The sequence below is a fragment of the Phenylobacterium sp. genome (assembly GCF_035309685.1).
GTDB lineage: Bacteria > Pseudomonadota > Alphaproteobacteria > Caulobacterales > Caulobacteraceae > Phenylobacterium.
The window spans coordinates 189,926-213,427 of sequence record NZ_DATGEX010000031.1 but is presented as its reverse complement, the minus strand read 5'-3'; the positions used below and the strand labels follow the sequence as shown (position 1 = coordinate 213,427).

Sequence of the window (23,502 nt, the reverse complement as noted above, 5' to 3'; positions counted from 1 at the left end):
CATTGGGCGATTAGGTAACCGGTGTCAATTTGCCGGTCAGGCTTGCCGACAGGGCTTGCCAGCCGATGATGACACCGGTTACCTGCCGCCAGCCCGAGAGAGCGCCGCCAAGCCCATGCCCACGCCGCCGACCCGACCGCTGACGCTTAACGAAGATCGGCTGTTTCCGGCGGAGCCGTCGGTGCGGGCCGTGGCGCGCCGGCTGTATGGCGAGGTGGCGGGCCTGCCGATCATCAGCCCGCACGGTCACACCGATCCGGCCTGGTTCGCGACCGACGACGCCTTCACCGACGCCACGAGCCTGTTGCTCGCGCCCGACCACTATCTCTACCGGATGCTCTACAGCCAGGGCGTGCCGATGGAGGCGCTGGGCGTGCCGAGCCGCAGGGGGGTGAGCGCGGCCGATCCTCGCGAAGCCTGGCGGCTGTTCGCCAACCACATGCATCTCTTCCGCGGTACGCCGTCGGCCATCTGGCTCGACCATGTGTTCGCCGAGGTGTTCGGCTTCGACGTGGCGCTGGAGGCGGCGACCGCCGACCTCTATTTCGACCGGATCGGCGAACGGCTGGCGACGCCCGCCTTTCGGCCCCGCGCCCTGTTCGACCGGTTCAATATCGAGCTGCTCGCCACCACGGAATCGCCGACCGACGAGCTCGCCTACCACAAGGCGATCCGCGAGAGCGGCTGGGCCAAGACCTCCAGGGGCCGGGTGGTCACCGCCTACCGGCCCGACCCGGTGGTCGATCCGGAGCACGAGGACTTCTGGGTCTCACTGGAGGCGTTCGCTCGGCTGAGCGGACAGGACGTCTCCTACTGGGCAGGCTACCTTGAGGCGCACCGAATTCGCCGCCGCGCCTTCATCGCCGCGGGCGCCACCAGCAGCGACCACGGCCACCCGAGCGCGGCGACCGCCGATCTGGCGCCCGCCGACGCCGAGGCGCTCTATCACCGCATCCTCGACGGCGTGCGGTCGAGAGAGGACGCCGAGCTGTTCCGCGCCCAGATGCTGACCGAAATGGCCAGGATGAGCCTGGACGACGGGCTGGTGATGCAGATCCACCCGGGCTCGTTCCGCAACCATAACGCCCAGTTGTTCCGGGCCTTCGGACGCGACAGGGGCGCCGACATCCCGCAGCCGACCGACTATGTCCGGGCGCTGAAGCCCCTGCTCGACCGTTACGGCGGGGAGCCGGGCCTGAGCGTCATCGTCTTCACCCTTGATGAGACCGCCTACAGCCGCGAGCTCGCGCCGCTGGCCGGCCACTATCCGGCGCTGAAGCTCGGGCCCGCGTGGTGGTTCCACGACAGCCCCGAAGGCATGCGCCGGTTCCGCGAGCAGACCACGGAGACGGCGGGCTTCTACAACACCGTCGGCTTCAACGATGACACCCGCGCTTTCCTGTCGATCCCGGCGCGGCACGACGTGGCCCGGCGCGTGGACTGCGGTTTCCTGGGCCGCCTGGTCGCCGAGCATCGCCTGACCGAGGACGAGGCCGCCGAGGTGGCCAAGGACCTTGCCTACAACCTGCCCAAGCGGGCCTACAAATTGGACGCCTGAGGAGACGCTCGTGTTCAAGAAGACCTATCACGCCACCCATCCCGACATGATGGACGGCGCCACCAACGACCAGTTGCGCGATCGTCACCTGATCGGCGGCCTGTTCCAGGCGGGCGAGGTGGTGCTGAACTATTCGCACAACGAGCGCTTCGTGGTCGGGGGCGCGGCGCCCGGCAAGACCCCGCTGAAACTGCCGGATCAGACCGAGCCGGCGTCGGCCGCCGGCCATCCGTTCCTGGAGCGGCGCGAGCTGGGAATCGTCAACGTTTCCGACGGGCCCGGCAAGGTCACCGTCGACGGGACCGCCTACACCCTGGCTTCCCGCGACTGCCTCTATGTGCCGATGGGCTCGAAGGACGTGGTGTTCGAGGGCGAGGGCGCGCGGTTCTACCTGGTCTCGACGCCGGCGCATGCGCGGTTCGAGGTGAAGCAGATCTCGATCGCCGAGGCCGTGCCGCTGGCGCGCGGTTCGCTCGAACAGTCCAACGAGCGGACCATCTACCAGCTGGTCGTGCCCGCCACCTGCAAGTCGGCGCAGCTGCTGCTGGGGCTTACCATCCTCAACACCGGCAGCGTCTGGAACACCATGCCGCCGCACCTGCACGACCGGCGCAGCGAGGTCTATTTCTACTTCGGCCTTAAAGAGGCCGAGCGGGTCTACCACTTCATGGGCGAGCCGGACGCCCAGCGCCACATCGTCATGGCCAACGAAGAGGCGGTCATGAGCCCACCCTGGTCGATCCACATGGGCTCTGGGACCTCGAACTACGCCTTCATCTGGGCCATGGGCGGGGAGAACCTCGACTACACCGACATGCACGTCCTCGACATCTGCCAGCTGAAGTAGATGGCCAACCCCTTCGATCTGACCGACAGGGTCGCGCTCGTCACCGGCGCCAACACAGGTCTTGGCCAGGCCATCGCGGTTGGCCTCGCCCAGGCCGGCGCCGACATTGTCGCGGTGGGGCGAAGCGCGCCCAACGAGACACGGGCCAAGGTCGCCGCGGCCGGGCGCAAGCTCACCGCCATCGCCGCCGACCTGGGCTCGACCGAGCCGATCGACCGCATCATGGCCGACGCCGGCCCCATCGACATCCTGGTCAACAACGCCGGCATCATCCGCCGCGCCGACAGCGCCGAGTTCAGCGAGGCCGACTGGGACGCGGTGATGGACACCAACCTGAAGGTGGCCTTCTTCCTCAGTCAGGCGGTCGCCAAGGGCTGGATCGCGCAGGGACGCGGCGGGAAGATCATCCAGGTCGCCTCGATGCTGTCGTTTCAGGGCGGTCTGCGGGTCCCTTCCTACACCGCGTCCAAGAGCGGGCTCGCCGGCCTCACCAAGGCGCTGGCCAACGAGTGGGCGCACCTGGGGATCAACGTCAACGCCATCGCGCCCGGCTACTTCGTCACCAACAACACCGAGGCCCTGCGCGCCGACGAGACCCGCAGCCGCCAGATTCTGGAGCGCATCCCCGCCGGCCGCTGGGGGACGCCCGACGACCTGGCCGGCGTGGCCGTATTCCTGGCGAGCCGGGCCTCGGACTACATGCACGGCGCGGTGGTGGCCGTGGACGGCGGCTGGCTGGCGCGCTGAGCTTCGGCTTTGCTGTGGCGTTCCGCTGGCAAGCCTGCCACGCTCGGCTTCCGACCCCAGGCAGCATGAAGGATCGCCAGCGTGAGGCTTAAGGCGGCTTGCCGTGCTGCACTGGTGCTTGGCCTGATGGCCGCTTGCGCGCTGTCCGCAGAGGCCAAGGAAGCCCCGCCCGCCGCAGGGACTATGGACGCTGCGGCGGTCTGCGCCGGTGGACCGAATATCGCCTACGACGTTCAGATCGCTGGCTGCACCATCCTGATCCAGATGACTGCCGACACACCCGCAGCGAAGGCCATGGGATTGCAGCGGCGAGCGATGCTGCGAGCGCAGCGGGGCCTGTCGATCAGCGTCGACGCCAAGACCGGTGTAAGGTCCGATCCGGTGATGGCCGACCTGGATGAGGCGCTCAGACTGAAGCCTGATTTCGCCGAGGCGCTCCAGTCACGGGCCCAAGTGCGATTTCAGGAAGGCGAGTACAACGGGGCGCTCAGCGACTATGACGCGCTGATCGCTCTGAAGCCGCGGGAGCCCGTGGCGCTTAGCGGGCGGGCGCTTTTCCGGGCAGTGGCCAACCGCGACCTCGATCTCGCGCTTGCCGATTGCACCCAGGCGCTCGCGATCGATCGCCGAAGCGTCGCAGCCGAATTCAGCCGGGCGCTTGTCTGGTACCGCAAGGGCGAATTCGACAAGGCCTATGCGGACTTCGACACGGCCTATCGACAGAACCATGCGTTGCCGTCCGCTCTTTTCGGGCGGGCTCTGTCGGAATTGCGTCTCGACCGAAAAGCCGAGGCAGAGGCTGACATGAAGGCGGCGACGGCAGTGAATCCGGCGGTCGCAGATCAATTCCTCAGGTGGAACTTTCCGTAGCCCGCCAGCTAGGCGCCGACATCTAGATCAACGGTGGCCGCGAGACCGTCACGCCCAGCCGGGCGGCGGCCGCGGCGGTGCGGCGGGCCAGCGCGGCCGGGTCGAGGCTGAAAGAAATGACCGCCAGCAGGCCGCGGCGACGGAAGGTGAGTTCGGCCGTGCCGCCCAGGTCGCGGGCCAGGCGTTCGATCAAGAGCGAGCCAGCGCCCTTGCGCTTGGGCCGCTTGACTGGGGTCAAGGAGGTTTCGTTCCAGGTGAGCACGCCGCCGCCCGGACCGCGCACGCAGTCCACGGTCAGCCGGCCGCCCGGCGAGGAGAGCGCGCCGTACTTGGCCGCGTTGGTCGCCAGTTCGTGGATCAGCAGGCTGAGCGAAAGCGCGCCGTCGGAGACGATGCTGAGCGGCTCGCACTCCAGGATGATCTCGTCGCCACGGCCCCAATAGGGCTCAAGCTCGGTCTCCAGCGCGGCGCGGACGTCGATCGCCTGGGCCTGGCCGCGCAGCAGAAGCGTGTTGGTGCGCGCCATCGCCTGCACCCGGTCGGCGAAGGCCACCTGGAACTCCTCAATGGTGGTGACCGAGCGCGCGGTCAGCCGGGCCAGCGCCAGGACGATGGCGAGCGTGTTCTGCACCCGATGGTGCAGCTCCGCGGAGATCATCGCCTGACGGTCGGGCAGGGCGTCGAAGTCGTCGACGATCAGCACCTCGCTGGGGTCGGACGCGCGGGCGGACATCTATGGCGCCCACCAGATCAGGCCGGCGAACGCGGCGATCAGGGCCAGGCAAAACCAGAAGGGTACGTTGCGCAGCGAGAAGAACGGCGTCGGCGGGAATTCGGGTGGGGCCTTATGCGGATCGCTCACGACCGGCGTCCGCTCTTGGCCAGGGCGTAGACGAACGGCGAAACGCCGGCGGCCAGCGCACAGAGCGCGGCGGCCACGAACAGCATCGGCATGGATTGTCTCGAAACAGGCGCCGCGTCGCGAAGGCTAGACCGCTTGAGTGGCGGCGACCGCGCGACGGCGCTGTTCCCCATATGGGCCCTTTGGGGCCGAATAGATAGGGCGCAGCTTCGCGCGGCCGGCGGGCGCTAGGCGCGGCCGAGCATCGGCGGCAGGCGGTTCGCCGAGAGCGGGGCGGCTGTCTCGTAGGCCGCAGCCAGTCGCAGGCAGTCCATCTCATGGTGCACGGGCGCGATGATCTGGAAGCCCATGGGAAGGCCGCTGGGGCCCAGGCCGGCCGGGCAGGCGAGCGAGGGGCAGCCGGACATGGTGATGAGGCAGACCCCCTTCATCCACTCGTGGTAGGTCGCCATCTTCCTTCCGGCAATCTCCTGCGGCCAGTGCAGTTCGGCCTGGAACGGGAAGACCTGGGCGGTGGGCGCGATCAGGTAGTCGAAGCGGTCGAACAGCCGGCGCACCGCCTGGCTCCAGTCGGTGCGGACCACCGAGGCGGCGGTGGCGTCGAAGGCCGAGAGCTTCGCCCCGGTCTCGATCTCGAAGATGGCCTCGGGCTTCAGAAGAGGCCGCTTGGCCGGATCGTTGTAGCCCTCCAGGAGGCTACCGCCCTGCTGCCAGCCGCGCAGGCGGATGAAGGCTTGCCAGACCTTCTCCACCGGATAGTCGACGCGGGCGTCGGCGACCTCGCAGCCCAGGGTCTCGAAGGTCTTCAGCGCCGCTCGGCACACCTCCAGCACGCCCGGCTCGCAGGGCGTCTCGCCGCCGAAATCACCCAGGAAGCCGATGCGCTTGCCCTTGACCCCGGCCTTGGGGATGGCGCGGAACTGTTCGCCGCCGCTCTCCATGGCGAGCGGCGCGCGGGGGTCGAACCCGGCCTGCACCGAGAGGAGGAGCGCCAGGTCGCCGACATTGCGCGCCATCGGCCCGGTGACGCCCATGGACGGCAGCCAGTCCTCCTTGCCGTGGACGGGCACACGGCCGGCGCTGGTGCGGAAGCCGAAGACGTTGTTCCAGCCCGCCGGATTGCGCAGGCTGCCGCCATAGTCGCTGCCGTCGGCCAGCGGCAGCATGCGCGTGGCCAGCGCCACCGCCGCCCCGCCGCTCGACCCGCCCGCCGACTTACTCTGGTCGTAGGCGTTGCGGGTGATCCCGTAGACCGGGTTGTAGGTGTGCGAGCCCAGGCCGAATTCCGGGGTGTTGGTCTTGCCGACGATGACCGCGCCAGCCGCGCGCAGCCGCTCGACCATGATGCTGTCGGTGGTCGCGACCGTGTCGCGGAAGATCGGCGAGCCCTGGGTGAAGCGCAGGCCCTTCGCCGGCTGCAGGTCCTTCACCGCGTGCGGCAGGCCGTGCAGCAGGCCCACGGGTCCGCCGCGGGCCAGTTGCTCGTCGCGCTTGCGGGCCTCCGCGAGTGAGGCCTCCCGCGGCTGCAGGCCGACGATGGCGTTGACCTTCGGATTGATCGCCTCGATGTGGTCGAGGTAGGCGCCCATCACCTCCACGGCCGAGAGCTTCCGCGTGCGGATCGCGGCCGCCAGCGCGCGTGCGTCCATCATCACGATGTCAGATGTCTTCGCGGAGGCCGCAGCCGCCGCAGAACTGTCCGTCGCCATGGCCCCTACCGCCGCGCTCGCGGCGGCCCCCGAAGTCAGTTGCAGCAGCGCGCGGCGGTCGAGGCCGGTCTGCGCCGGCAGTGCATCCCGCTCGTCCATCGCCCGCTCCCCGCCCGGACCGAGGCTGGCATATCGGCCGGCCCGCGCCTAGCTCCCCGCCTGTGCGCGCGGCCTTTTCGAACATGCGTTGACCTGGGGCGCAGGACATCGATTGTCGCGGGTCGCAGACCTTGGGGTGGATTCGTCAATGCCGTCGGCCGCAGACAGTCCCCCGGGAGCAGACAGCGCTGCGAGGTATGTCTTCCTCGACTATCTTCGCGCACTCGCGGCCTGGCTGGTGGTCTGGGACCATCTGGGAACCATCCTGCCGGGCTGGGTGCATCTGGTGTTCGTCCCGGCCCAGTGGGTCCGCGACCACGTCACCGGCCCGCTCGGGATCATCCAGGACTTCGGCTGGTTCGGGGTGGCGGTGTTTTTCCTGATCAGCGGCTTCATCATCAGCGACCGGGCGAGCGTCGAGAGCTTCCGCGAGTTCGCGGTCAAGCGGCTCTTGCGGATCTATCCGATGTTCATCTTCGCGGTGCTGTTCGCGGCCGCTTTCGTCGACGCGCGCGATCAGGTGAACGCCAAGAGCCTGCTGCTCAACCTGACGCTCGCCAACTACTTCTTCGTACCCCTGACAGCCCTGGTCGGGGTGGCCTGGACGCTGTTCATCGAGATGATCTTCTACGGCCTGACGGCGGTGACGCAGTTCGCCCGCAACAGCCCGCACCGCATCGCGATCAACCTGATCTTCACCGCCCTGGTCGTCTGGAAGCGCGGGGTGCTCGGCGGGATCTTCACCCCGTTCGCGGCCTTCGTGGCCTACATGCCGGTGCTGGTGATGGGTCAGACGATCTACTGGTGGCTGGCGAGGTCGCGGCTGTCGGCGGCCTGGGGGCTTGCGTATCTGACGGCGGCCTTCGCGGTGTTCCTCTGGGGCGTGCGGCTGATCCAGCCGAGCTATCTGCCGGCAACCAACTCCTACCTGATCTCGGTCGCCTATGCGGTGCTGCTGTTCCTGGCGGTCATGCGGCTTCGGTTGCCGCAGCGCCGCGCAATCCGGTTCCTCGCCGACACCAGCTATTCGGTCTATCTGCTGCATGGCCTGGTCGGATCGCTGGTGCTGTTCGCGGTCCTGAAGCACGCGCCCCTGGGCGTCGCGATCGCGCTGGCCGCCATCGCCTCCCTGCTCGCCGCCGCCGTCACCCAACGCTTCATCGAGACGCCGGCGAACCGGCTGGCGCGCCGGCTCACGGCGCGGTGGCGGCTGCCCGGTCCCGCTGCGCCGGCCGCCGCGTCCTAGGTTCCCGCCTGGATGAACGGGACCTTGGCGAAGAGCCGCCGCTCGGCCCCGCGCGGGTCGTCGACGGGGCGGGTCGAATTGTCGAAGATCATGGGCTGGCGCCTGGGTGGTATTCAGCGTTTCGGCTCGCTAGCGTGAGCGCGATGCAGACCCGCAGAACCTTGCTGGCGTCCGGCCTCGGCGCGTTGGCGGCGCCGGCCATGGCGGCGCCTGCCGGCGCCTATCGCAGCGCCCTGGCTGCGGCCTATGGCGGGCCGGTCGACCCGGCGGGCGCCCACCAGAGCGCCCAGGCCGCCGCCGCCGCGGCGCAGGCGCGGCTGGACGCGTTGTTGCGCGGCCAGGGCCTGACCGCCGGCGGTCCGGGCGCGCGCCTGCGCACGCTAGCCAAGGATCCGCGCTGGCTCTATCCGGACAGCGAAGCGGGCCGCGACCATGCGGTGCGCGAGATGAACACGCGGCTTAGCGCCTTCCGCCCGAACCTGCGCCGCGCCCTGGGCGACCTGCCGATCGCGCCCGCGGCGGTGCGGCGCATGTCGGCCGCCGACGTCGCCGCCGGGAAGGGCGGCTACCGCGAGGCGCCGGCGGACGGCAAGCCGGGCGCCTACTACATCGACCTGAGGGACATCCGGGCGCGGCCGTCCTGGACGCTCCCCAGCGTCGGCTTCCATGAGGTGACGCCGGGCCACCTCTTGCAGCTTCCGCTCCAAGGCGCAGCCTGCCCGCCGGAGGCGCGGATCAAGGCCTCGGGCGCCTACGTCGAGGCCTGGGCGATCTATGCCGAACAGCTCTGCTGCGACCTCGGCGCCTATGCCGGCGATCCGTTAGGCGAGATCGGTTACCTGCAATGGCGGCTGTTCCGCCTCGGCCGCATCGTCGCCGACACGGGCCTGCACGCCATGGGCTGGAGCCGCGACCAGGCTGTCGCGGCGCTGCGCGATCTGCAGGGATTCGGCGCCGCCTTCATCACCATCGAGGCGGACGTCGCGCGCATCGCGGCCCAGCCCGGCAAGTGCGCCGCCGAGGGCCTGGGCGCGCTGTCGCTGGCCACCTGGCGTCCGGCCGACCGGGGGCGCTGGCCGGCGTTCCACAAGGCCGTCCTCGCCGACGGCCCCTTCCCGTTCGGGGAGCTGGAGGCGCGGGTGAAGGACAAGCTGCTGCTGCGCCCCTAGCGGCGCCGTCGGTTCAGGGCAGCGCCACGCTGTTGTTGAGCTGCGTGGCGCTTGGCGCACCCCATCCGTCGCCGCTCACCCGCCTGCTGACGATGGGACGCCAGACGTCCTAAGCTCCCGTGGCGCGGGCGTCCGCGTCGCGGGGAGTCCGGCCATGGGCAAGGAACGGCTGACGGCGTTCAGCGATGGGGTGGTGGCGATCATCATCACCATCATGGTGCTCGAGCTGAAGGTCCCGCACGGCACCGCCCTGCGGGATCTCCTGCCGGTCCTGCCGGTGTTCCTCGCCTACGTGCTGAGCTTCATCTACGTCGGCATCTACTGGAACAATCACCACCACCTGCTGACGCTGGCGACCTCGGTCACCGGGCCGATCCTGTGGGCCAATATGCACCTGCTGTTCTGGCTCTCGACGGTGCCGTTCGCCACCGCCTGGATGGGGGAGAACCAGCTCTCCACCGCGCCCGTCGCGCTCTATGGCGGGGTGCTGATCATGAACGCCGTCGCCTTCACGATCCTGATGACCCTGCTGATCCGCCACGAAGGCGCGGACTCGGAACTGGCCCGGGCCATGGGCCGCGATATCAAGGGCAAGGTCTCGCTGGCGATCTACGCCGTCGGCGTCGCGCTCGCCTTCGTCCAGCCGATGGCGTCGGTCGCGCTCTATGTGGTGGTGGCCGCGATCTGGTTCACGCCCGATCCGCGGGTTGAGCGGATGCTGAGGGAGCCCTAGCCGGCCTGCGGCCACGCTGCGACCCTTCGTCCGGATGCGGCTATACGCTGAAGCTCACGCATTTTTTCGCCCAGATCGCCGCCTAAGTGCGCGCCGATGGGCGTCAAACAGTTCCTCCGGACCCGGCTCGCGCAGCTTTTCAGCCACGCCGCCTTCACCCCGCGAACCTCTGCCGTGGCCGCTCTGGCGCTCGGCGTCGCGGCGGCCTCTCTGGGCATGGCCGAGGCCGCCGTGCATGCGGGAAAGCTCTCAGGCCTGCGCGCGGTTCCCGAACTCGCGGTCTTCACCTCCGGCGCTGCGCCCAAGGCGCTGACGCTGGAGACCCGCACCGTCTGGGAAGGCGCCGACCTGGACGGCGACGGCCAGCCCGATATCGCCAACCCCACCGGCCAGGCGCCGCGCGGGACCGACGCCTATGGCGAGGGCCGCTTCCACGCGTCCCGCGACGGCGGCGCCCGCGACCACGAGGGCGTGGACTATGTGGCCACCGCCGGCCAAGCGGTGTCGGCGCCGATCTCGGGCTATGTCTCCAAGATCGGCTACGCCTATCCCGACGACCAGACCCTGCGCTTCGTGGAGATCGACAATCCGGCGCTGCACCTCACGGCGCGGGTGTTCTACGTGGACCCCGCCGTGGCGGTGGGCGACACGGTCGCCGTCGGCCAGCCGATCGGCCAGGCCCACAGCCTGCAGCGGCGCTATCCGCTCGGCATCACCGACCACATCCATCTCGAGATCGCCGAGCGCGGCCGAAAGGTCGACGCCGAGAAGCTGATCGTCGCCCGCGCCGAGACCGGCGCCGCCTTGGGGGACTGAGGCCCCACGCAGCGAAAAGCCCCGCTCCGGCTTGGAGCGAGGCTTCTCAGGAGTCGGCGAGGGACGGCGCGGCTAGAACAACCTGCGGCGGCCCTCCAGGGCGTGGAAGATCACCAGCACCACGACGGCGCCGAGCGTTGCGACCATAAACGAATAGAGGTTCAGGCCGGTCACGCCGGCGTGGCCGAAGCGGGTGAACAGGAAGCCGCCGACAAAGGCGCCGACCACGCCCAGGAACAGATCCATGATGATGCCGCTGCCGGTGCGGTTGACGAGCTTGCTGGCGATGAAGCCGGCGACCAGACCCAGAACGAGCCAGGCGAGAAGGGACATGAGCGTTTCTCCGAATGGCCGGCGCGAAACAAACGTCGCCCGGCGGCTTGCAGCAACAAGGCGTCATGCGTCCATCGGTTCCGTGCCGACGAATAGGAGTTGAGCCACGCAACCTTCGCCATGGGGCGGCGTTTAGGTCCGAAGCGTGTCCGCTGCCTTCCAAGGAGATTTCCTCGTGCGCAACAAGTTCATCGCCAGTGCGACCCTGCTGTGCTCGGCCCTGGCCGTGGCCACCGCTATTCCCAGCTTCAGCCAGGCCCAGCCCGAGCGCCACCGCGTCCGTGTCTGCCGCGATGTGTCGAGCCGCGGGGCCCGCAACACCGGCACCGCGGTCGGCGCGGTCGGCGGCGCGCTGGCCGGCAATGCGCTCAGCCACGGCGGCGGCAAGACCGGCGGCACCATCCTGGGCGCCGTGGCCGGCGGCGTCATCGGCCACCAGATCGCCAAGCACAACGACACCCACCGCGTTTGCCATTGGGAATACCGCTAGGCGCTATTGGAGGCGGAACTCGCCGCCCAGCGCCTTCCAGTCGATGGGCTTGATCAGCTTGCAATGGCCGACGGTCACCTTGAACAGGGGGCCGTCGAGCGTGCGCGTCCAGAACTCGAGGAAGCCCTTTAGGGCCGGGAATTCGGGAAACAGGTCGTAGTCCTGCCAGATGTAGCTCTGCAGCAGGGCCGGATGGTCGGGCATGCGGTAGAGGATTTCGGCGGTGGTCAGGCCATATCCGGCCATCTGCTTCGCAAATTCGGGCGACGCCTGCATGCCAATACCCAACGCTCTCTGTACGCATCAAGGGTAGGCATGATTCTTGGATAAGGTTCCGGAAATTCAGTGCCTTAGCACTCAGCAAGCGTGACTGCTGCTTACGCCTTCGGGATCAGGCGCACCGTCACCGGCTCGGCCAGGGGCGTCCAGCCGCGGGCGATGACGTCGTTGCTCTCCCGCGCCTCGCGCCCCTCGCCGAGCGACCAGGTGATGTGGAAGACCCCGCCGTCCGGCCGCGCGGGACGGCCGCCGATCGCCACCACCAGGGCCTGGACGCCCGCGCCATCGTCGGCCCCGCCCACGATCTCGCCCAGCGTCTCGGCCGGCGGCGCCGCTGTTTCGTCGCCGAACTTCAGCGTCACGTGATGGGCGACCACGCGTTCATAGCGCGGCGGGAACTGCGCCAGCAGGGCCTCGCGCGCCACCGGGTCGACCAGCCAGCCGGCATAGAAGTGGGTTGGGTCGGCCATGGCTCTCCTCTGTGCCGAACCCGTGATTCCACGGTTGGCGCCCGCCCTACAAAGGTTATCGTCGTTCAGGAGACTGGCCTGCAGAGCCGGCCCCGGAGGACGAGCCCATGAAGTTCACCTGGTTCAACCTGATGCCGTGGCCCTATCTGCCGGACGATTTCCGGGAGAAGAACCGCTCGGTCTGGGTGGATATCGACCAGAAGCTGTTCGATCCGGCCAAGAGCCACGAAGTCTACAACACCTACATGGACCTGCTCGAATACGCCGACACGCTCGGCTTCGACGGCGTGGGCGTGAACGAGCATCACCAGAACGGCTACGGCATCATGCCCAGCCCCAACATCATCGCAGCCGGCCTCGCGCGCCGGACCAAGGACGCGGCCATCGTGGTGCTGGGCAACTCCATCGCGCTGTACAATCCCCCGGTCCGGGTGGCGGAAGAGTTCGCCATGCTGGACTGCATTTCCGGCGGGCGGCTGGTGGCGGGGTTCCCGGTGGGAACGTCGATGGACACCAACTACTGCTACGGCCAGATTCCGAGCCTCACGCGCGAGAAGTACCAGGAAGCCCACGACCTGATCATCAAGGCCTGGACGACGCGCGAGCCCTTCGCCTTCAACGGCCGCTACAACAAGCTGCGGCACGTGAACATCTGGCCGCGTCCGATCCAGCAGCCGCATCCGCCGGTGCATATCCCCGGCGGCGGGTCGGTGGAGACCTACGACTTCTGCATCGACAACACCTACAGCTACTCCTACCTCAGCTTCTCCGGCTACCTGCGCGCCCAGGCCCTGATGAACGGCTACTGGAAGCGCGTGGAGGAGCGCGGCGTCGACAAGAGCCCCTATCGCGCGGGCTTCGCCCAGACGATCCTTGTGGCCGACACGGACGAAGAGGCCGAGCGGCTCTATTCCGAGCACGTCAGCTATTTCTATAACCGGTGCCTGCACGTCTATCCGGGCTTCGCCGACGCGCCGGGCTACCGCACCATCAAGACGATCCAGACCGGCGCGCTGTCGCAATATGGCCGCCCGCAGGGCTTCACCGAGCTCACCTGGAAAGACCTCGTCGAGCAGGGCCACGTGATCGCAGGCAGCCCCGAGACCGTCCGCCAGCGGATGGAGGACCTCTGCAAGGGCCTGAACGTCGGCAACATCTTCTGCCTGATGCACGTGGGGAACATGCCGGCCGACAAGTGCATGTATTCCACCAAGCTGTTCGCCGAGAAGGTGATGCCCAAGCTGCGCGGCATGTTCCCCGACTGGGAGAGCGACAACCGCTTCTGGACCACGCCGCTGGAGAAGCGCGTGACCTCCGGCCGGCTGCCGAAAGAGGCCCCGACGTCCGCGGACCTGGCCAAGACCTATGCGCTGGAGGCCGGGGAATGATGCAGCTCAAGACCGTCCAGACCCCTCACGTCCCCGTCCGCTATTTCGAGGGTGGCTCCGGTCCCGACCTCGTCTTCCTGCATGGCGCAGGCGGCGTGACGGCGGAGGATCCGTTCCTCAACGCCCTGGCGGCGAAGCATCATGTCTACGCCCCGCTGATCCCGGGCTACGGCGACAGCGAGGAATGCCCTGAGATCCGCGACATGCTGGATTTCACGCTCCATACCTGGGACGTGGTCGAGGCGCTGGGGCTGAAGGATCCGATCCTGGTCGGCCACTCCATGGGCGGGATGATCGCCGCCGAGATGGCCGCCGTCGCGCCAAACGACGTCAGTCGGCTCGCCCTGATCGCGCCGGCGGGCCTGTGGGACGACGACCATCCGGTGGTCGACATGTTCGCGACGCTCCCCTTCGAGATGCCGCAGCTCCTGTTCCACGACGCGGTGGCGGGCGCGGCGATCCTGACCGCCGGGCGCAATGTCGAGGACCCAGGCTTCCTGCAGGCCTATCTGGTGACCAACGCCCGCCAGCTCGGCATGGCCGGCCGCATCCTGTTCCCGATTCCGGAGCGCGGCCTCCAGCAGCGGCTCTACCGCATCAAGGCCAAGACCGTGATCGTCTGGGGGGATTCGGACCGGCTGATCTCGCCGACCTACGCCCACGCCTTCAAGAAGGGCATTGCGGGCGCGCAGCTGGTCTCGATCCCTGAGGCTGGCCACATGCTGATTCTCGAGAAGTCCGCGGCGGTCGCGGAGGCGGTTTCTGGCCTGGGCTGAGCCGAACTAGCTGGTCTTGGGCGTCTTCAGCCGACGCTTGTTAATGTGGTCCGTGGGCGCAGGGCCGCCGCGTTCCGGCGGCGCGCCCTTGAAGTAGAACCGCTGCCAGGACTCCTTCAGCGCCGCCGGATCGCGCTCGGCGAGCTTCTGGTTGAACTCGGAGCGGGACCGCGACCAGACCTCGTACTGGTCCTTCAGCTGCGGCTCGGACTCCAGGCTTTTGATCACCGGCTCGATTCGGTCGACCTCGCCGTGCGGGATGACATTGACGAAGCAGAAGGGCTCGTCCTTCTCGAAGCGCACCCGGCCGGGCCCGGTGAACAGCCAGTTCATCGTGAAGGGGAACGGCAGCCAGTCGGTCTCCACCAGGCCGTCGAGCGCGCGGATGCCGTGCTTGATCTGGTTCGGCGCGCCGGTGACCTGGGTCGCCCAGCCGGGCGGCGTGCGGAACAGATAGCCGGTGTGGAAGGTCAGCGTGCCATAGGCGAAGTGCGAGCTTACGAACCGGCCGAGGTCGTCGGTCGGCGTGTCCGGGATGACGGTCAGATCGGCGACCGCTGGGCCGCCGGTCCACTCGGCTGTGAAGCCGAAGGGGCAGAGAATCTCCCAGCCGGTGGTGTTGGCCATGGTCAGCGGCAGGCAACGGTAGGGCGTGCGCCCGCCAAACGCGTCCATCCAGGGCCGGTCGGGCCGGCCGGGGACCATCCGCGGTGGATTGGGGAGGGTCGGGAAGCACTCGAGCTGCATGTGGCGCTTTCGGTGAGCGGACGGCGCACTACATGGCAGGGGATGCCGCTCGCCCGTCAACCGTCGCTGTTCGAAGAGGCCATGGCGCCGGCGGCGCCGGCCGGCCTGCCCGACGGGTTCGTCTACCAGCCGGAGTTCCTGTCGGCGAACGAGGAGGCGGGGCTTGCGGCCTGGCTCGCGACCCAGCCGTTCGAGCCCTTCCAGTTCCGTGGCTATGAGGGCAAACGCCGGGTGATCTCCTTCGGCTGGCGGTATGACTTCACCCGCAGCAACCTGGAGAAGGCGGACGACATGCCGGCGGAGCTCTCGGCGGTGCGCGGCCGCGCGGCGGCCTTCGCAGACCTCGCGCCCGAAGACCTGCAGCAGTGCCTGATCAACGAATACCTGCCCGGCGCGCCTATCGGTTGGCACCGCGACCGGCCGATCTTCGAGACGGTGGTGGGGATCTCACTGCTGGCGCCGGCGACCTTCCGCCTGCGCCGCCGGGTTGGCGACGGCTTCCAGCGGGCGGCCCTGGAGCTTGGCCCGCGCTCGATCTACCGCCTCACGGGCGAAGCGCGCGCGGCCTGGGAGCACTCGATCCCGCCGGTGGCGGCCCACCGCTACTCCATCACCTTGCGCAACTTCAGGACCTGAAACGCCCATTGCGTGCCGCAACGGGAGCGCGGCATACAAAGTTGAACGGCGCGTCACGATGCCGAAGGTTCTGGAGGAGGCCCGCATGAAGGGTTTGCTGATCACCGCCGCCGTCGCGGCCCTGCTCGCCGGCCAGGCGCAGGCCAAGACGCTCACCGTCACGCCCGGCGGCGACGTGCAGGAAAAGCTGCAGACCGCGCTCCTGGACGCCAAGCCCGGCGACACGGTGATGATCGCCGCCGGCCGCTATGAGCTGACCGACGGCCTCTCGCTGGACGTCGCCAATGTCACCGTGAAGGGCGCGGGGCCGGACGCGACGGTCCTGTCGTTCAAGGGCCAGAAGAGCTCCGGCGAGGGCTTCCTGATCACCTCCAACAAGGTGACGGTCCGCGACCTCTCGATGGAGGACTCCAAGGGCGACGGGATCAAGTCCAAGGGCGTCGACCAGATCAGCTTCGTGAACCTCAAGGTCGTCTGGACCGGCGGGCCCAAGTCGACCAACGGCGCCTATGGGGTCTATCCGGTGTCGTCGACGAACGTCCTGATCGACAAGGTGACGGTGAACGGGGCGTCGGACGCCGGCATCTACGTCGGCCAGTCGAAGAACATCGTGGTCAGGAACTCCACCGCCGAGTTCAACGTCGCCGGCATCGAGATCGAGAACTCGATGAACGCCGACGTGCACGACAATCTGTCGACCCACAACGCCGGCGGCATCCTGGTCTTCGACCTGCCGAACCTGCCGCAGATGGGCGGTCATTCCACACGGGTTTTCCACAACAAGGTCGTGCAGAACGACACCAAGAACTTCGCCAAGAAGGGCGCGATCGTCGGCGACGTGCCGACCGGGACCGGCGTCATGGTGATGGCCAACCGCGACATCCACGTCTTCGACAACGACATCGACCAGAACCAGACGGCCGCGGTCATGGTGGTCAGCTACACCCAGAACTACGACGACCTGACCTACAACCCGCTGCCGCGCGACATCGCCGTGCACGACAACCGGATCGGCAAAAACGGCTGGGCGCCGCAGTTCCCCGGCGGCGACGTGATCGCCAAGGCGATGGGCGGGACCATCCCGCCGGTGGTCTGGGACGGGGTGACCAACTTCACGCCGAAGGGCATGACCGCGCCGATTGCCGTGCACGTCCATTTCACCGACGGGCCGGTGGCCAACCTGCACTTCGCAGCCCCCGGCAATGTGTTCAGCGCCAAGCCGGACGTGAAGCCGACTCTGGATGACGGGCCCATCGCCGAGCCCAAGCCCGTCGTCCTGCCCAAGGCGCAAGCCGGCCTATGAGACGCGCCTTCGCCGCGCTGGCGGCGCTGGCGCTGCTGGGCGCGGCGCCTGCGCCCGCACAGGACACGGGCGGCGTGGCGCTGAAGGCGCTGCTGTCGAGCACGCCCGCGCCGACGCTCGCGGCCTATCGTCTGTTCACGGACGATGTCGCGCAGCACGCCAACACCGGCGTGACACCCTATGCGCTCAACACGCCACTGTTCAGCGACTATGCCGAGAAGAGCCGCTTCCTCTACCTGCCGCCGGGAAAGCACGCCGCCTACAGGCCGGAGGGCGCGGTCGAGCTGCCGGTGGGCGCGACGCTGATCAAGACCTTCGCCTACCCCGCCGACCTGCGCCGGCCGGCCGAGGCCGTGCGCAGAATCGAAACGCGGCTGCTGATCCATCGCCGCAGCGGCTGGGTCGCGCTGACCTATGTCTGGAACGACGAGCAGACGCAGGCGGTGCTGAAGCGGGCCGGCAAGCGGCTCGACGTCAGCTTCACCGACGCCCACGGCCAGGCCCGCCAGGTCGACTACCACGTGCCCAACCAGAACCAGTGCAAGGAGTGCCACTCGCTGTCGGGCCGCATCGCGCCGATCGGGGTCAAGGCGCGCAACCTGAACGGCGTCTTCGCCTATGCCGAGGGGCCGGAGAACCAGCTCGCCCACTGGACGCGGACCGGGATGCTGATGGGCGCGCCGACGCCCGACAAGTGGCCGCGGACAGCCGTCTGGGACGATCCGGCCGAGCCGCTGGCCGCGCGGGGCCGGGCCTATCTCGACGGCAACTGCGGCCATTGCCACAACCCCAAGGGCACGGCGTCCAATACCGGCCTGTTCCTCAATCTCGAAGAAGCGCGGCCGGCCCGGTACGGCATCGGCAAGCGCCCGGTGGCCGCCGGCAAAGGCTCCGGCGACCTGGAGACCGACCTCGTCCCCGGCCGTCCCGACGCCTCGATCATCGCCTTCCGCATGGCCTCGACCGAGCCGGGCGTGATGATGCCGGAGCTAGGCCGCTCCATCGTCCACGACGAAGGCCTGGCCGTGGTGCGCGACTACATCGCCAGGATGCACTAGCGCTCCTCCCCTGAACCGAAGAGTTAGGGGGAAGAGCTGGAGTCATAATTTCCAATCTGGAATGAGTTTACGGCCAAGCCGGGCGATTAACATTCGGCGCGGCCGGGCTACCTTAGCGTCACACCATCAGACGGAAGGTCCGCCCCCGTGAATTTCCTCAAAACCGCCGCCTTCGCCGCCGTGCTCGCGCTCTCCGCGGCCGGCGCCGCCCAGGCGCAGATCACCACCTCGCCCGCCGCCGTGCAGGCCGGGACCTACAAGATCGATCCCAACCACAGCAAGATCACCTGGTCGGTGACCCACTTCGGCTTCTCCACCTACATCGGCCAGTTCAGCCATGTGGACGCGACCCTGAAAGTCGATCCCAAGGCGGTCGGCGCCTCGGCGCTGGACGTCACCGTCGACGCCAATTCGCTGGGTACGCTCAACCCGGCGCTCGACACCCACCTGAAGTCCAAGGACTTCCTCGACGTCGCCGCCTTCCCGACCGCGACCTTCAAGGCCGGCAAGGTCACCCAGACCGGCGAGAAGACCGCCGACATCGCCGGCGAACTGACCCTGCACGGGGTCACCAAGCCGGTGGTGGTCCACGCGGTGTTCAATCAGGGCGGCGTCAATCCGCTCGACAAGAAGTATTCGCTGGGCTTCGCGGGCACGGCCGAAATCGTGCGCTCGGACTTCGGTATAAAGTCCTATGTCCCGGCGATCAGCGACAAGGTCACCCTCACCATCGAGGCCGAGTTCAAGGCGGCGCCCGCCGCCTAAGAGCGCTTCCCCCAATCTTTCCCCCCAAGAATTGGGGCCTCGATAGAGCGAAAGGGCCGCCTCTCCCCCCGGGGCGGCCCTTTCTGCTGGGCGGGGCTTCCCTAGGGCCGGACTTCCAGGACCAGGTTGAACGGCGTTTCCGTGGCGCGGCGAAAGCGCGTGAAGCCGCCGTCTTCGACGACCTTGCGCAGGCGTCCCTCACCGGCCTGGGCGCCGAGCGCCAGGCCAACCTCCTGGCTCTGCGAGGCCGGCGTGCAGACCATCGTCGAGGCCGAATAGAACATGCGTCCGACCGGATTGAGATTGTCGGCGAGATTGTCGTGGGCGAACGGCTCGACCAGCAGCCAGGTCCCATCGGGTTTAAGGCTCTTGCGGATATGGGCGGCGGCGCCGACCGGGTCGCCCATGTCGTGCAGGGCGTCGAAGATGCAGACCAGGTCATAGCCATCGCCCGGGTAGTCCTGAGCGGAGGCGACCTGGAAGTCGGTGCGGCTGGCGACACCGGCGGCGGCGGCGGCCTGACGCGCGCGCTCGATCGAGGGCGGGTGGTAGTCGAAACCGGTGAAGTGCGAGCTCGGATAGGCCTGGGCCATCAGGATGGTCGAAGCGCCATGGCCGCAACCGACGTCGGCCACCTGGGCGCCGGCCTTGAGCTTGGCTTCGACGCCTTCGAGCGCTGGAATCCAGTTGGCGACCAGGTTGGCGTTGTAGCCCGGGCGGAAGAACCGCTCGGTGCCGCGGAAGAGGCAGACGTCATGCTCGTGCCAACCCAGGCCTAGGCCCGACTGGAAAGCCTTGGCGACCTTGGGCTCGTCCTTGAAGACGGCCGACAGCAGTTCGAAGCCGCCGGCCAGGAACACCGGGCTCTCCTCGTCGGCGAAGACCATCACCTGCTCGGGCGAGAGCGAGAAGCTGCCGGTGGCGGCGTCGAAGGTGATGTATTCGGCGGCGGCCTGAGCGGCCAGCCACTCGCGGATCAGCCGCTCGTTGAGCCTGGTCGCGTCGGCCAGCTCGAAGGAGTTCGCCGGGCCGTGCGCGGCCAGCGCCTGGTAGAGTCCCAGGCGCTCGCCCAGGACCACCAGCGAGGCGGACATCGCCGCGCCCATTTCGCCCACCATCTTGCCCATGAAGGCGTTCAGCTTGTCGGGATCGACCGCCGCAGGGGCGCGGTCGAGAGTTTCGGAAGCCATTCCACCACCTCGTCATGAGGGCGGCTTGGCGGTCGTGCTGACGCCCGCCGCCGCCGGTTTGGATGCGCAACGCTACTGGAGCCGCCGGACTCTAGGGTCGCCAGGGTCGAGCGGCCTTACACATTCGCGCGACCGGCATGATGGTTGCGCCTAGAGCAGGTCCCCGCCCGCCGCCATGGCGGTCGTCCCCTCTTTCTGGAACGCCTTGATGACGTTGCGGCCCACGGTCCAGCGGTGCACCTCGTCCGGCCCGTCCACCAGGCGCTGGCTGCGGATGTGGGTGTACCAGGACGCCAGCGGGGTATCGAGGCTGTAGCCCAGCGCGCCGTGCAGTTGGATGGCAGTGTCGACCACGTGGTGGACCATGTGGGCCAGGTAGACCTTGGCGATGGAGTTCTCCTGCCGCATGTCCATGCCCTTCTCCGCCTTGTAGGCGATGTGCAGCAGCATCAGGCGCGAGATGTAGAGCTGCGTCGCGCACTCGGCGAGCATGAACTGAACGGCCTGGCGGTCGCTGAGTTTGCGACCGAAGGTCTCGCGGTCGGTGACCCGCGCGGTGGCCATGTCGAGCGCGCGCTGGGCCATGGCGATGTTGTGCATGCCGTGGCGCAGCCGCCCGTAGGCCAAGCGGTGCTGGCCCATGTCGAAGCCGCGCCCCTCGCCGCCCAACAGGTTCTCGGCCGGGACCACCAGGTCCTTGATCTCGATCTCGGCGTGGCCGCCGCCCATGACTTCGGCGAGCGGGCCGTGGACGGCCATGGTTGGGATGTCGCGCTTGATGCGGTAGCCGGGGTTCGGCAGCTCGACGATGAAGGTCGAGAACTGCTGATGGCGCGGCGCGTCCGGATCGGTGCGCGCCATGACCAACGCGAGGTCCGCGGCGCTGGCGGCGGAGGAGAACCACTTCTCGCCGTTCAGGACGTAGTTCTCGTTGCCGTCCTTGACAGCACTCGTCCGCATGCCGGTGGCGTCGGCGCCCGACGCCTTCTCGGTCATCGAATAGCAGACGCGCTTTTCACCGTTCAGCAGCGGCTTGAGGAACTTCTCCTTCTGATAGTCGGTGCCGTGCGCCAGCAGGGTCAGGATGGTCGCGTCATCCGGCCCCTGGCTGTTCATGGAGAGAGCCCCCAGGTGGCTTTGGCCGAGCTCCATCTGCACCAGGGCGTTGGCCAGCGGGCCAAGGCCCATGCCGCCATATTCCTTGGGCACGAAGGGCAGCCACAGGCCCTGGGCGCGGGCCTTGGCGCGGAGCTCGCCGAGGACCTCCTTGTAGCTTTCCTTGTCCTTGATCCGGCTCTCGGCCGGGATGCATTCGTCCTTCACCCACTGGCGCACGCGCTCGCGGACGGCCTTGGCTTCCGGCGGGATCTCGAAGTCGATGGACATGGCGGTTCCTCTCTCGTTGGAACCAGCCTCCGTCGGCGGGGTCTACGCGGCAAGCCCGATCTTGAATCGGTGACTCACGAGCGCGAGCCAGGGGCTGGCGTGGACGGCGCTCATCAGCAGGTACATCGGCGCCATGCCGCTCAGCGGCGAGGCGTGGGCGGCCCCGCAGACCATGTCCGCGGGCGCGTCCATCCCGGTCGCGACAGCCATAACCGCGAAGGCGGGCGTCGCCGCCAGGCGCAGCCAATCGGCTGCGCCTGGGGCGGTCCGGCGGAGGGCGGGGGCGTCAGGTCCGCCGGGACTCTCGGCGCTCACGGGGTCCGGCCTGTGCCCGTCGAGGCGATCGCGGCGTCCACCACCGCGCCGAATTTGGGGTCGTGGCCGGGCTCGCCCGCGTAGGCGTCGTGCCATTTCCACCACTTGTAGGGCGGCTCCTGAGGATAGCCCTCGGGCGAATCCTCCCAGGTCTCCTGGCGGCCGAGCGCGGTCATGTCGAGGTAGCTCCAGACCGTTCCCATGGCTTCGTCGCCGCGGCTCTTGATGAAGTAGGTGCGATAGATCTTGTCGCCTTCGCGGATGAAGGCGTTGTGGCCGTGCCACTGGTCCACGCCGAAATCGGCGTCGAAGCTGTCGGTGATCGTGTACCAGGGCATGGTCCAGCCCATCCGCGCCTTGAGGCCGGCGATGGCAGCCTGTGGGGCACGGGAGACGTAGGCGAGCGTGGTGTCGCGGGCATTGAGATGCTCGAGGTTGCCCACCTGGTCGGCGCCCAGGGAGCAGCCGACGCAGGCGTGATCGGGCCAGCCGTAGACCCCGGGCTCGAAGAAGGCGCGGTAGACGACCAGCTGGCGGCGGCCTTCGAAGAGGTCGAGCAGGCTCACCTTGCCGTCGGGGCCATCGAACAGGTAGTCGGCCTCAACGGCCTGCCAGGGCATTCGACGGCGTTCGGCGGAGAGCGCGTCCTTCGCCTGTATGAAGGCCTTTTCCTTGACGAGCATCTCCTCGCGCGCGGCGGCCCAGGCCTCCGGCGATACGACATGAGTCTGCATAGCGAACCTCTCTGTTGCTGGTGGTCACGGCGGTGTTGGGTGTTTGGCGGGCGGCTAGGCCAGGCGCTGGTCGTAGGCCGCGCGAAGCTCTGTCCAGGTTTGCCAGAAGGGCTGCGGGTCGTGGCCCTCCAGGCGGGCCGCCAGCACGTCCAGATGGGCGTGCCAGCCGGCGGAGACGCCCAGCAGCTGGCTGCGGTCGCGGGCGCGGCGGTGCGTGACGGTGAGCTTCACCTCCTCGCCCCGGGGCTCCAGCTCGAAGGTGACGTCGCTGCCGCCGGCCCAGCCGAAGCTCAGGAGGCGCGGCGGCTCGACGCGGATCACCTGGCTCTCCTGGCGGTGCAGGGCTTCGACGCCGGCCGGGCGTTCCTCCTTGTGGCCGGTCAGCTCGTCGTTGCGCCAGGTCAGGTCGACCTTGCCGCCGACCTGCAGGTCCATGTCGCCGACCGCCAGCCATTGGCCGCGCAGATCGCTCTGCGTGAGATAGGCCCAGACGCGCTCGATGGGGCCGGGCAGCATCCGCTCCAGCCGCACCGCGGCCGGGTCGATCCGCTCGCCGAAGGCGCCGCGGGTGACGGTGTCGGTCATGAATTGTCTCCTTCAGGCGTTTTGGGCGGGGTCTGGTTGAACGGGTTCTGGGCCCCGCCTTGGCGCAGCAGGCCTTCGAGGACGTCCAGGCGCGCGGTCCAGAAGCGTTCGTAGAAGGCGATCCATTCGTGGGCGTCCTCCAGCGCGCGCGGCTCCAGTCGGCAGAGGTGGGTGCGCCCCCGGACCTGGCGGCGGACGAGGCCGGCCTTCTCCAGCGCCTTGATGTGCTTCGAGGCTGCGGCCAGCGACATGTCGAAGGGCGCGGCCAGTTCGCCGACGCTGCGCTCGCCGTCCGACAAGTCGCGCAGCATCCGCCGGCGCGTCGCGTCCCCCAGGGCGTGGAAGACGGCGTCGAGCTGGGCGGCCGGGGCTGTGTGTAATTCAACCATGT

The 23,502-nt window shown here is 68.5% G+C and carries 28 protein-coding genes; 15 read left to right on the top strand and 13 right to left on the bottom strand.

The genetic code is table 11. The features are described from left to right. Positions 1–115 precede the first annotated feature (115 nt). The 4 genes from uxaC to VKQ35_RS10565 all read left to right on the top strand — a co-directional run bounded on the left by uxaC (position 116) and on the right by VKQ35_RS10565 (position 4,022). Positions 116–1,558, top strand: a complete 1,443-nt coding sequence (gene uxaC / locus VKQ35_RS10580) for a glucuronate isomerase (RefSeq protein WP_324361304.1) — start codon at positions 116–118, stop codon at positions 1,556–1,558. A gap of 10 nt (positions 1,559–1,568) precedes the next feature. Continuing rightward, entirely contained in the window at positions 1,569–2,405 is an 837-nt protein-coding gene (gene kduI, locus VKQ35_RS10575; protein ID WP_324361302.1) for a 5-dehydro-4-deoxy-D-glucuronate isomerase, read from the top strand. Next, entirely contained in the window at positions 2,406–3,152 is a 747-nt protein-coding gene (gene kduD, locus VKQ35_RS10570) for a 2-dehydro-3-deoxy-D-gluconate 5-dehydrogenase KduD (RefSeq protein WP_324361299.1), read from the top strand. 81 nt (positions 3,153–3,233) lie between these two features. Next, the gene (locus VKQ35_RS10565) at positions 3,234–4,022 is read left to right on the top strand and encodes a hypothetical protein (protein WP_324361297.1); all 789 of its coding nucleotides are present in this window, start codon (positions 3,234–3,236) and stop codon (positions 4,020–4,022) included. A gap of 22 nt (positions 4,023–4,044) precedes the next feature. Here VKQ35_RS10565 and VKQ35_RS10560 read toward each other — a convergent pair whose 3' ends face one another. The 3 genes from VKQ35_RS10560 to VKQ35_RS10550 form a co-directional block, all read right to left on the bottom strand. Beyond that, positions 4,045–4,755, bottom strand: coding sequence for a sensor histidine kinase (locus VKQ35_RS10560; RefSeq protein WP_324361295.1), 711 nt, complete (start codon positions 4,753–4,755; stop codon positions 4,045–4,047). Beyond that, on the bottom strand, positions 4,756–4,884 hold the full coding sequence (locus tag VKQ35_RS10555; protein WP_324361293.1) for a hypothetical protein: 129 nt from the start codon (positions 4,882–4,884) through the stop codon (positions 4,756–4,758). 227 nt (positions 4,885–5,111) lie between these two features. Then, complete coding sequence (locus VKQ35_RS10550; protein ID WP_324361291.1) at positions 5,112–6,692, bottom strand: amidase; 1,581 nt, start codon at positions 6,690–6,692, stop codon at positions 5,112–5,114. A gap of 148 nt (positions 6,693–6,840) precedes the next feature. On the opposite strand from VKQ35_RS10550, the gene VKQ35_RS10545 reads away from it, so the two are divergent. From VKQ35_RS10545 to VKQ35_RS10530, 4 genes are all read left to right on the top strand, one after another. Continuing rightward, positions 6,841–7,938: an acyltransferase gene (locus VKQ35_RS10545; protein ID WP_324361288.1), complete on the top strand. Its 1,098-nt coding sequence runs from the start codon at positions 6,841–6,843 to the stop codon at positions 7,936–7,938. Positions 7,939–8,081: 143 nt separating this feature from the next. Continuing rightward, positions 8,082–9,107 carry a DUF885 family protein gene (locus tag VKQ35_RS10540; RefSeq protein WP_324361286.1) on the top strand — a complete coding sequence of 342 codons (1,026 nt, stop codon included), beginning with the start codon at positions 8,082–8,084 and terminating at the stop codon, positions 9,105–9,107. 154 nt (positions 9,108–9,261) lie between these two features. Beyond that, positions 9,262–9,840, top strand: coding sequence for a TMEM175 family protein (locus VKQ35_RS10535; protein ID WP_324361284.1), 579 nt, complete (start codon positions 9,262–9,264; stop codon positions 9,838–9,840). 96 nt (positions 9,841–9,936) lie between these two features. Continuing rightward, positions 9,937–10,656, top strand: a complete 720-nt coding sequence (locus VKQ35_RS10530; protein WP_324361282.1) for a M23 family metallopeptidase — start codon at positions 9,937–9,939, stop codon at positions 10,654–10,656. 72 nt (positions 10,657–10,728) lie between these two features. Here the strand turns inward: VKQ35_RS10530 and VKQ35_RS10525 are convergent, their stop codons facing one another. Beyond that, a complete protein-coding gene (locus VKQ35_RS10525; protein WP_324361280.1) occupies positions 10,729–10,989 on the bottom strand; it encodes a GlsB/YeaQ/YmgE family stress response membrane protein in 261 nt (86 codons plus the stop codon). 175 nt (positions 10,990–11,164) lie between these two features. Between VKQ35_RS10525 and VKQ35_RS10520 the strand changes: the two genes are divergently transcribed. Then, complete coding sequence (locus tag VKQ35_RS10520; protein ID WP_324361278.1) at positions 11,165–11,479, top strand: glycine zipper 2TM domain-containing protein; 315 nt, start codon at positions 11,165–11,167, stop codon at positions 11,477–11,479. A 3-nt stretch (positions 11,480–11,482) separates the two neighbouring features. On the opposite strand, the gene VKQ35_RS10515 is transcribed toward VKQ35_RS10520, so the two are convergent. Together VKQ35_RS10515 and VKQ35_RS10510 are read right to left on the bottom strand one after the other, a co-directional pair. Next, positions 11,483–11,755, bottom strand: coding sequence for an usg protein (locus VKQ35_RS10515; protein WP_324361276.1), 273 nt, complete (start codon positions 11,753–11,755; stop codon positions 11,483–11,485). A gap of 101 nt (positions 11,756–11,856) precedes the next feature. Then, positions 11,857–12,228: a hypothetical protein gene (locus VKQ35_RS10510; RefSeq protein ID WP_324361274.1), complete on the bottom strand. Its 372-nt coding sequence runs from the start codon at positions 12,226–12,228 to the stop codon at positions 11,857–11,859. Between the two features lie 107 nt (positions 12,229–12,335). On the opposite strand from VKQ35_RS10510, the gene VKQ35_RS10505 reads away from it, so the two are divergent. Next, the gene (locus VKQ35_RS10505) at positions 12,336–13,616 is read left to right on the top strand and encodes an LLM class flavin-dependent oxidoreductase (RefSeq protein ID WP_324361271.1); all 1,281 of its coding nucleotides are present in this window, start codon (positions 12,336–12,338) and stop codon (positions 13,614–13,616) included. Then, entirely contained in the window at positions 13,613–14,392 is a 780-nt protein-coding gene (locus VKQ35_RS10500; protein WP_324361270.1) for an alpha/beta fold hydrolase, read from the top strand. Before VKQ35_RS10505 ends, VKQ35_RS10500 begins: the two co-directional genes overlap by 4 nt. Before the next feature lie 6 nt (positions 14,393–14,398). Here the strand turns inward: VKQ35_RS10500 and VKQ35_RS10495 are convergent, their stop codons facing one another. Beyond that, on the bottom strand, positions 14,399–15,139 hold the full coding sequence (locus tag VKQ35_RS10495; protein WP_324361268.1) for a DUF6065 family protein: 741 nt from the start codon (positions 15,137–15,139) through the stop codon (positions 14,399–14,401). A gap of 42 nt (positions 15,140–15,181) precedes the next feature. Between VKQ35_RS10495 and VKQ35_RS10490 the strand changes: the two genes are divergently transcribed. The 4 genes from VKQ35_RS10490 to VKQ35_RS10475 all read left to right on the top strand — a co-directional run bounded on the left by VKQ35_RS10490 (position 15,182) and on the right by VKQ35_RS10475 (position 18,901). After that, positions 15,182–15,775 (top strand): alpha-ketoglutarate-dependent dioxygenase AlkB, encoded by a 594-nt coding sequence (locus tag VKQ35_RS10490; RefSeq protein WP_324361266.1) that lies wholly within the window; start codon positions 15,182–15,184, stop codon positions 15,773–15,775. 58 nt (positions 15,776–15,833) lie between these two features. Then, positions 15,834–17,078 (top strand): parallel beta-helix domain-containing protein, encoded by a 1,245-nt coding sequence (locus VKQ35_RS10485; RefSeq protein ID WP_324361265.1) that lies wholly within the window; start codon positions 15,834–15,836, stop codon positions 17,076–17,078. Further along, positions 17,075–18,136, top strand: coding sequence for an SO2930 family diheme c-type cytochrome (locus VKQ35_RS10480; protein WP_324361263.1), 1,062 nt, complete (start codon positions 17,075–17,077; stop codon positions 18,134–18,136). Before VKQ35_RS10485 ends, VKQ35_RS10480 begins: the two co-directional genes overlap by 4 nt. A 147-nt stretch (positions 18,137–18,283) precedes the next feature. Beyond that, positions 18,284–18,901, top strand: a complete 618-nt coding sequence (locus VKQ35_RS10475; RefSeq protein ID WP_324361261.1) for a YceI family protein — start codon at positions 18,284–18,286, stop codon at positions 18,899–18,901. Positions 18,902–19,002: 101 nt separating this feature from the next. Here VKQ35_RS10475 and VKQ35_RS10470 read toward each other — a convergent pair whose 3' ends face one another. The 6 genes from VKQ35_RS10470 to VKQ35_RS10445 all read right to left on the bottom strand — a co-directional run bounded on the left by VKQ35_RS10470 (position 19,003) and on the right by VKQ35_RS10445 (position 23,500). Then, positions 19,003–20,091: a class I SAM-dependent methyltransferase gene (locus VKQ35_RS10470; RefSeq protein WP_324361259.1), complete on the bottom strand. Its 1,089-nt coding sequence runs from the start codon at positions 20,089–20,091 to the stop codon at positions 19,003–19,005. A 150-nt stretch (positions 20,092–20,241) separates the two neighbouring features. After that, positions 20,242–21,477, bottom strand: coding sequence for an acyl-CoA dehydrogenase family protein (locus VKQ35_RS10465; RefSeq protein ID WP_324361257.1), 1,236 nt, complete (start codon positions 21,475–21,477; stop codon positions 20,242–20,244). Between the two features lie 42 nt (positions 21,478–21,519). Further along, positions 21,520–21,669 (bottom strand): hypothetical protein, encoded by a 150-nt coding sequence (locus VKQ35_RS10460; RefSeq protein ID WP_324361255.1) that lies wholly within the window; start codon positions 21,667–21,669, stop codon positions 21,520–21,522. 119 nt (positions 21,670–21,788) lie between these two features. Then, positions 21,789–22,526, bottom strand: coding sequence for a DUF899 domain-containing protein (locus tag VKQ35_RS10455; protein ID WP_324361253.1), 738 nt, complete (start codon positions 22,524–22,526; stop codon positions 21,789–21,791). 54 nt (positions 22,527–22,580) lie between these two features. Continuing rightward, entirely contained in the window at positions 22,581–23,111 is a 531-nt protein-coding gene (locus VKQ35_RS10450) for an SRPBCC family protein (protein WP_324361251.1), read from the bottom strand. Further along, positions 23,108–23,500: a metalloregulator ArsR/SmtB family transcription factor gene (locus VKQ35_RS10445; protein WP_324361249.1), complete on the bottom strand. Its 393-nt coding sequence runs from the start codon at positions 23,498–23,500 to the stop codon at positions 23,108–23,110. The genes VKQ35_RS10450 and VKQ35_RS10445 overlap by 4 nt, the downstream gene beginning before the upstream one ends. Positions 23,501–23,502: the final 2 nt, after the last annotated feature.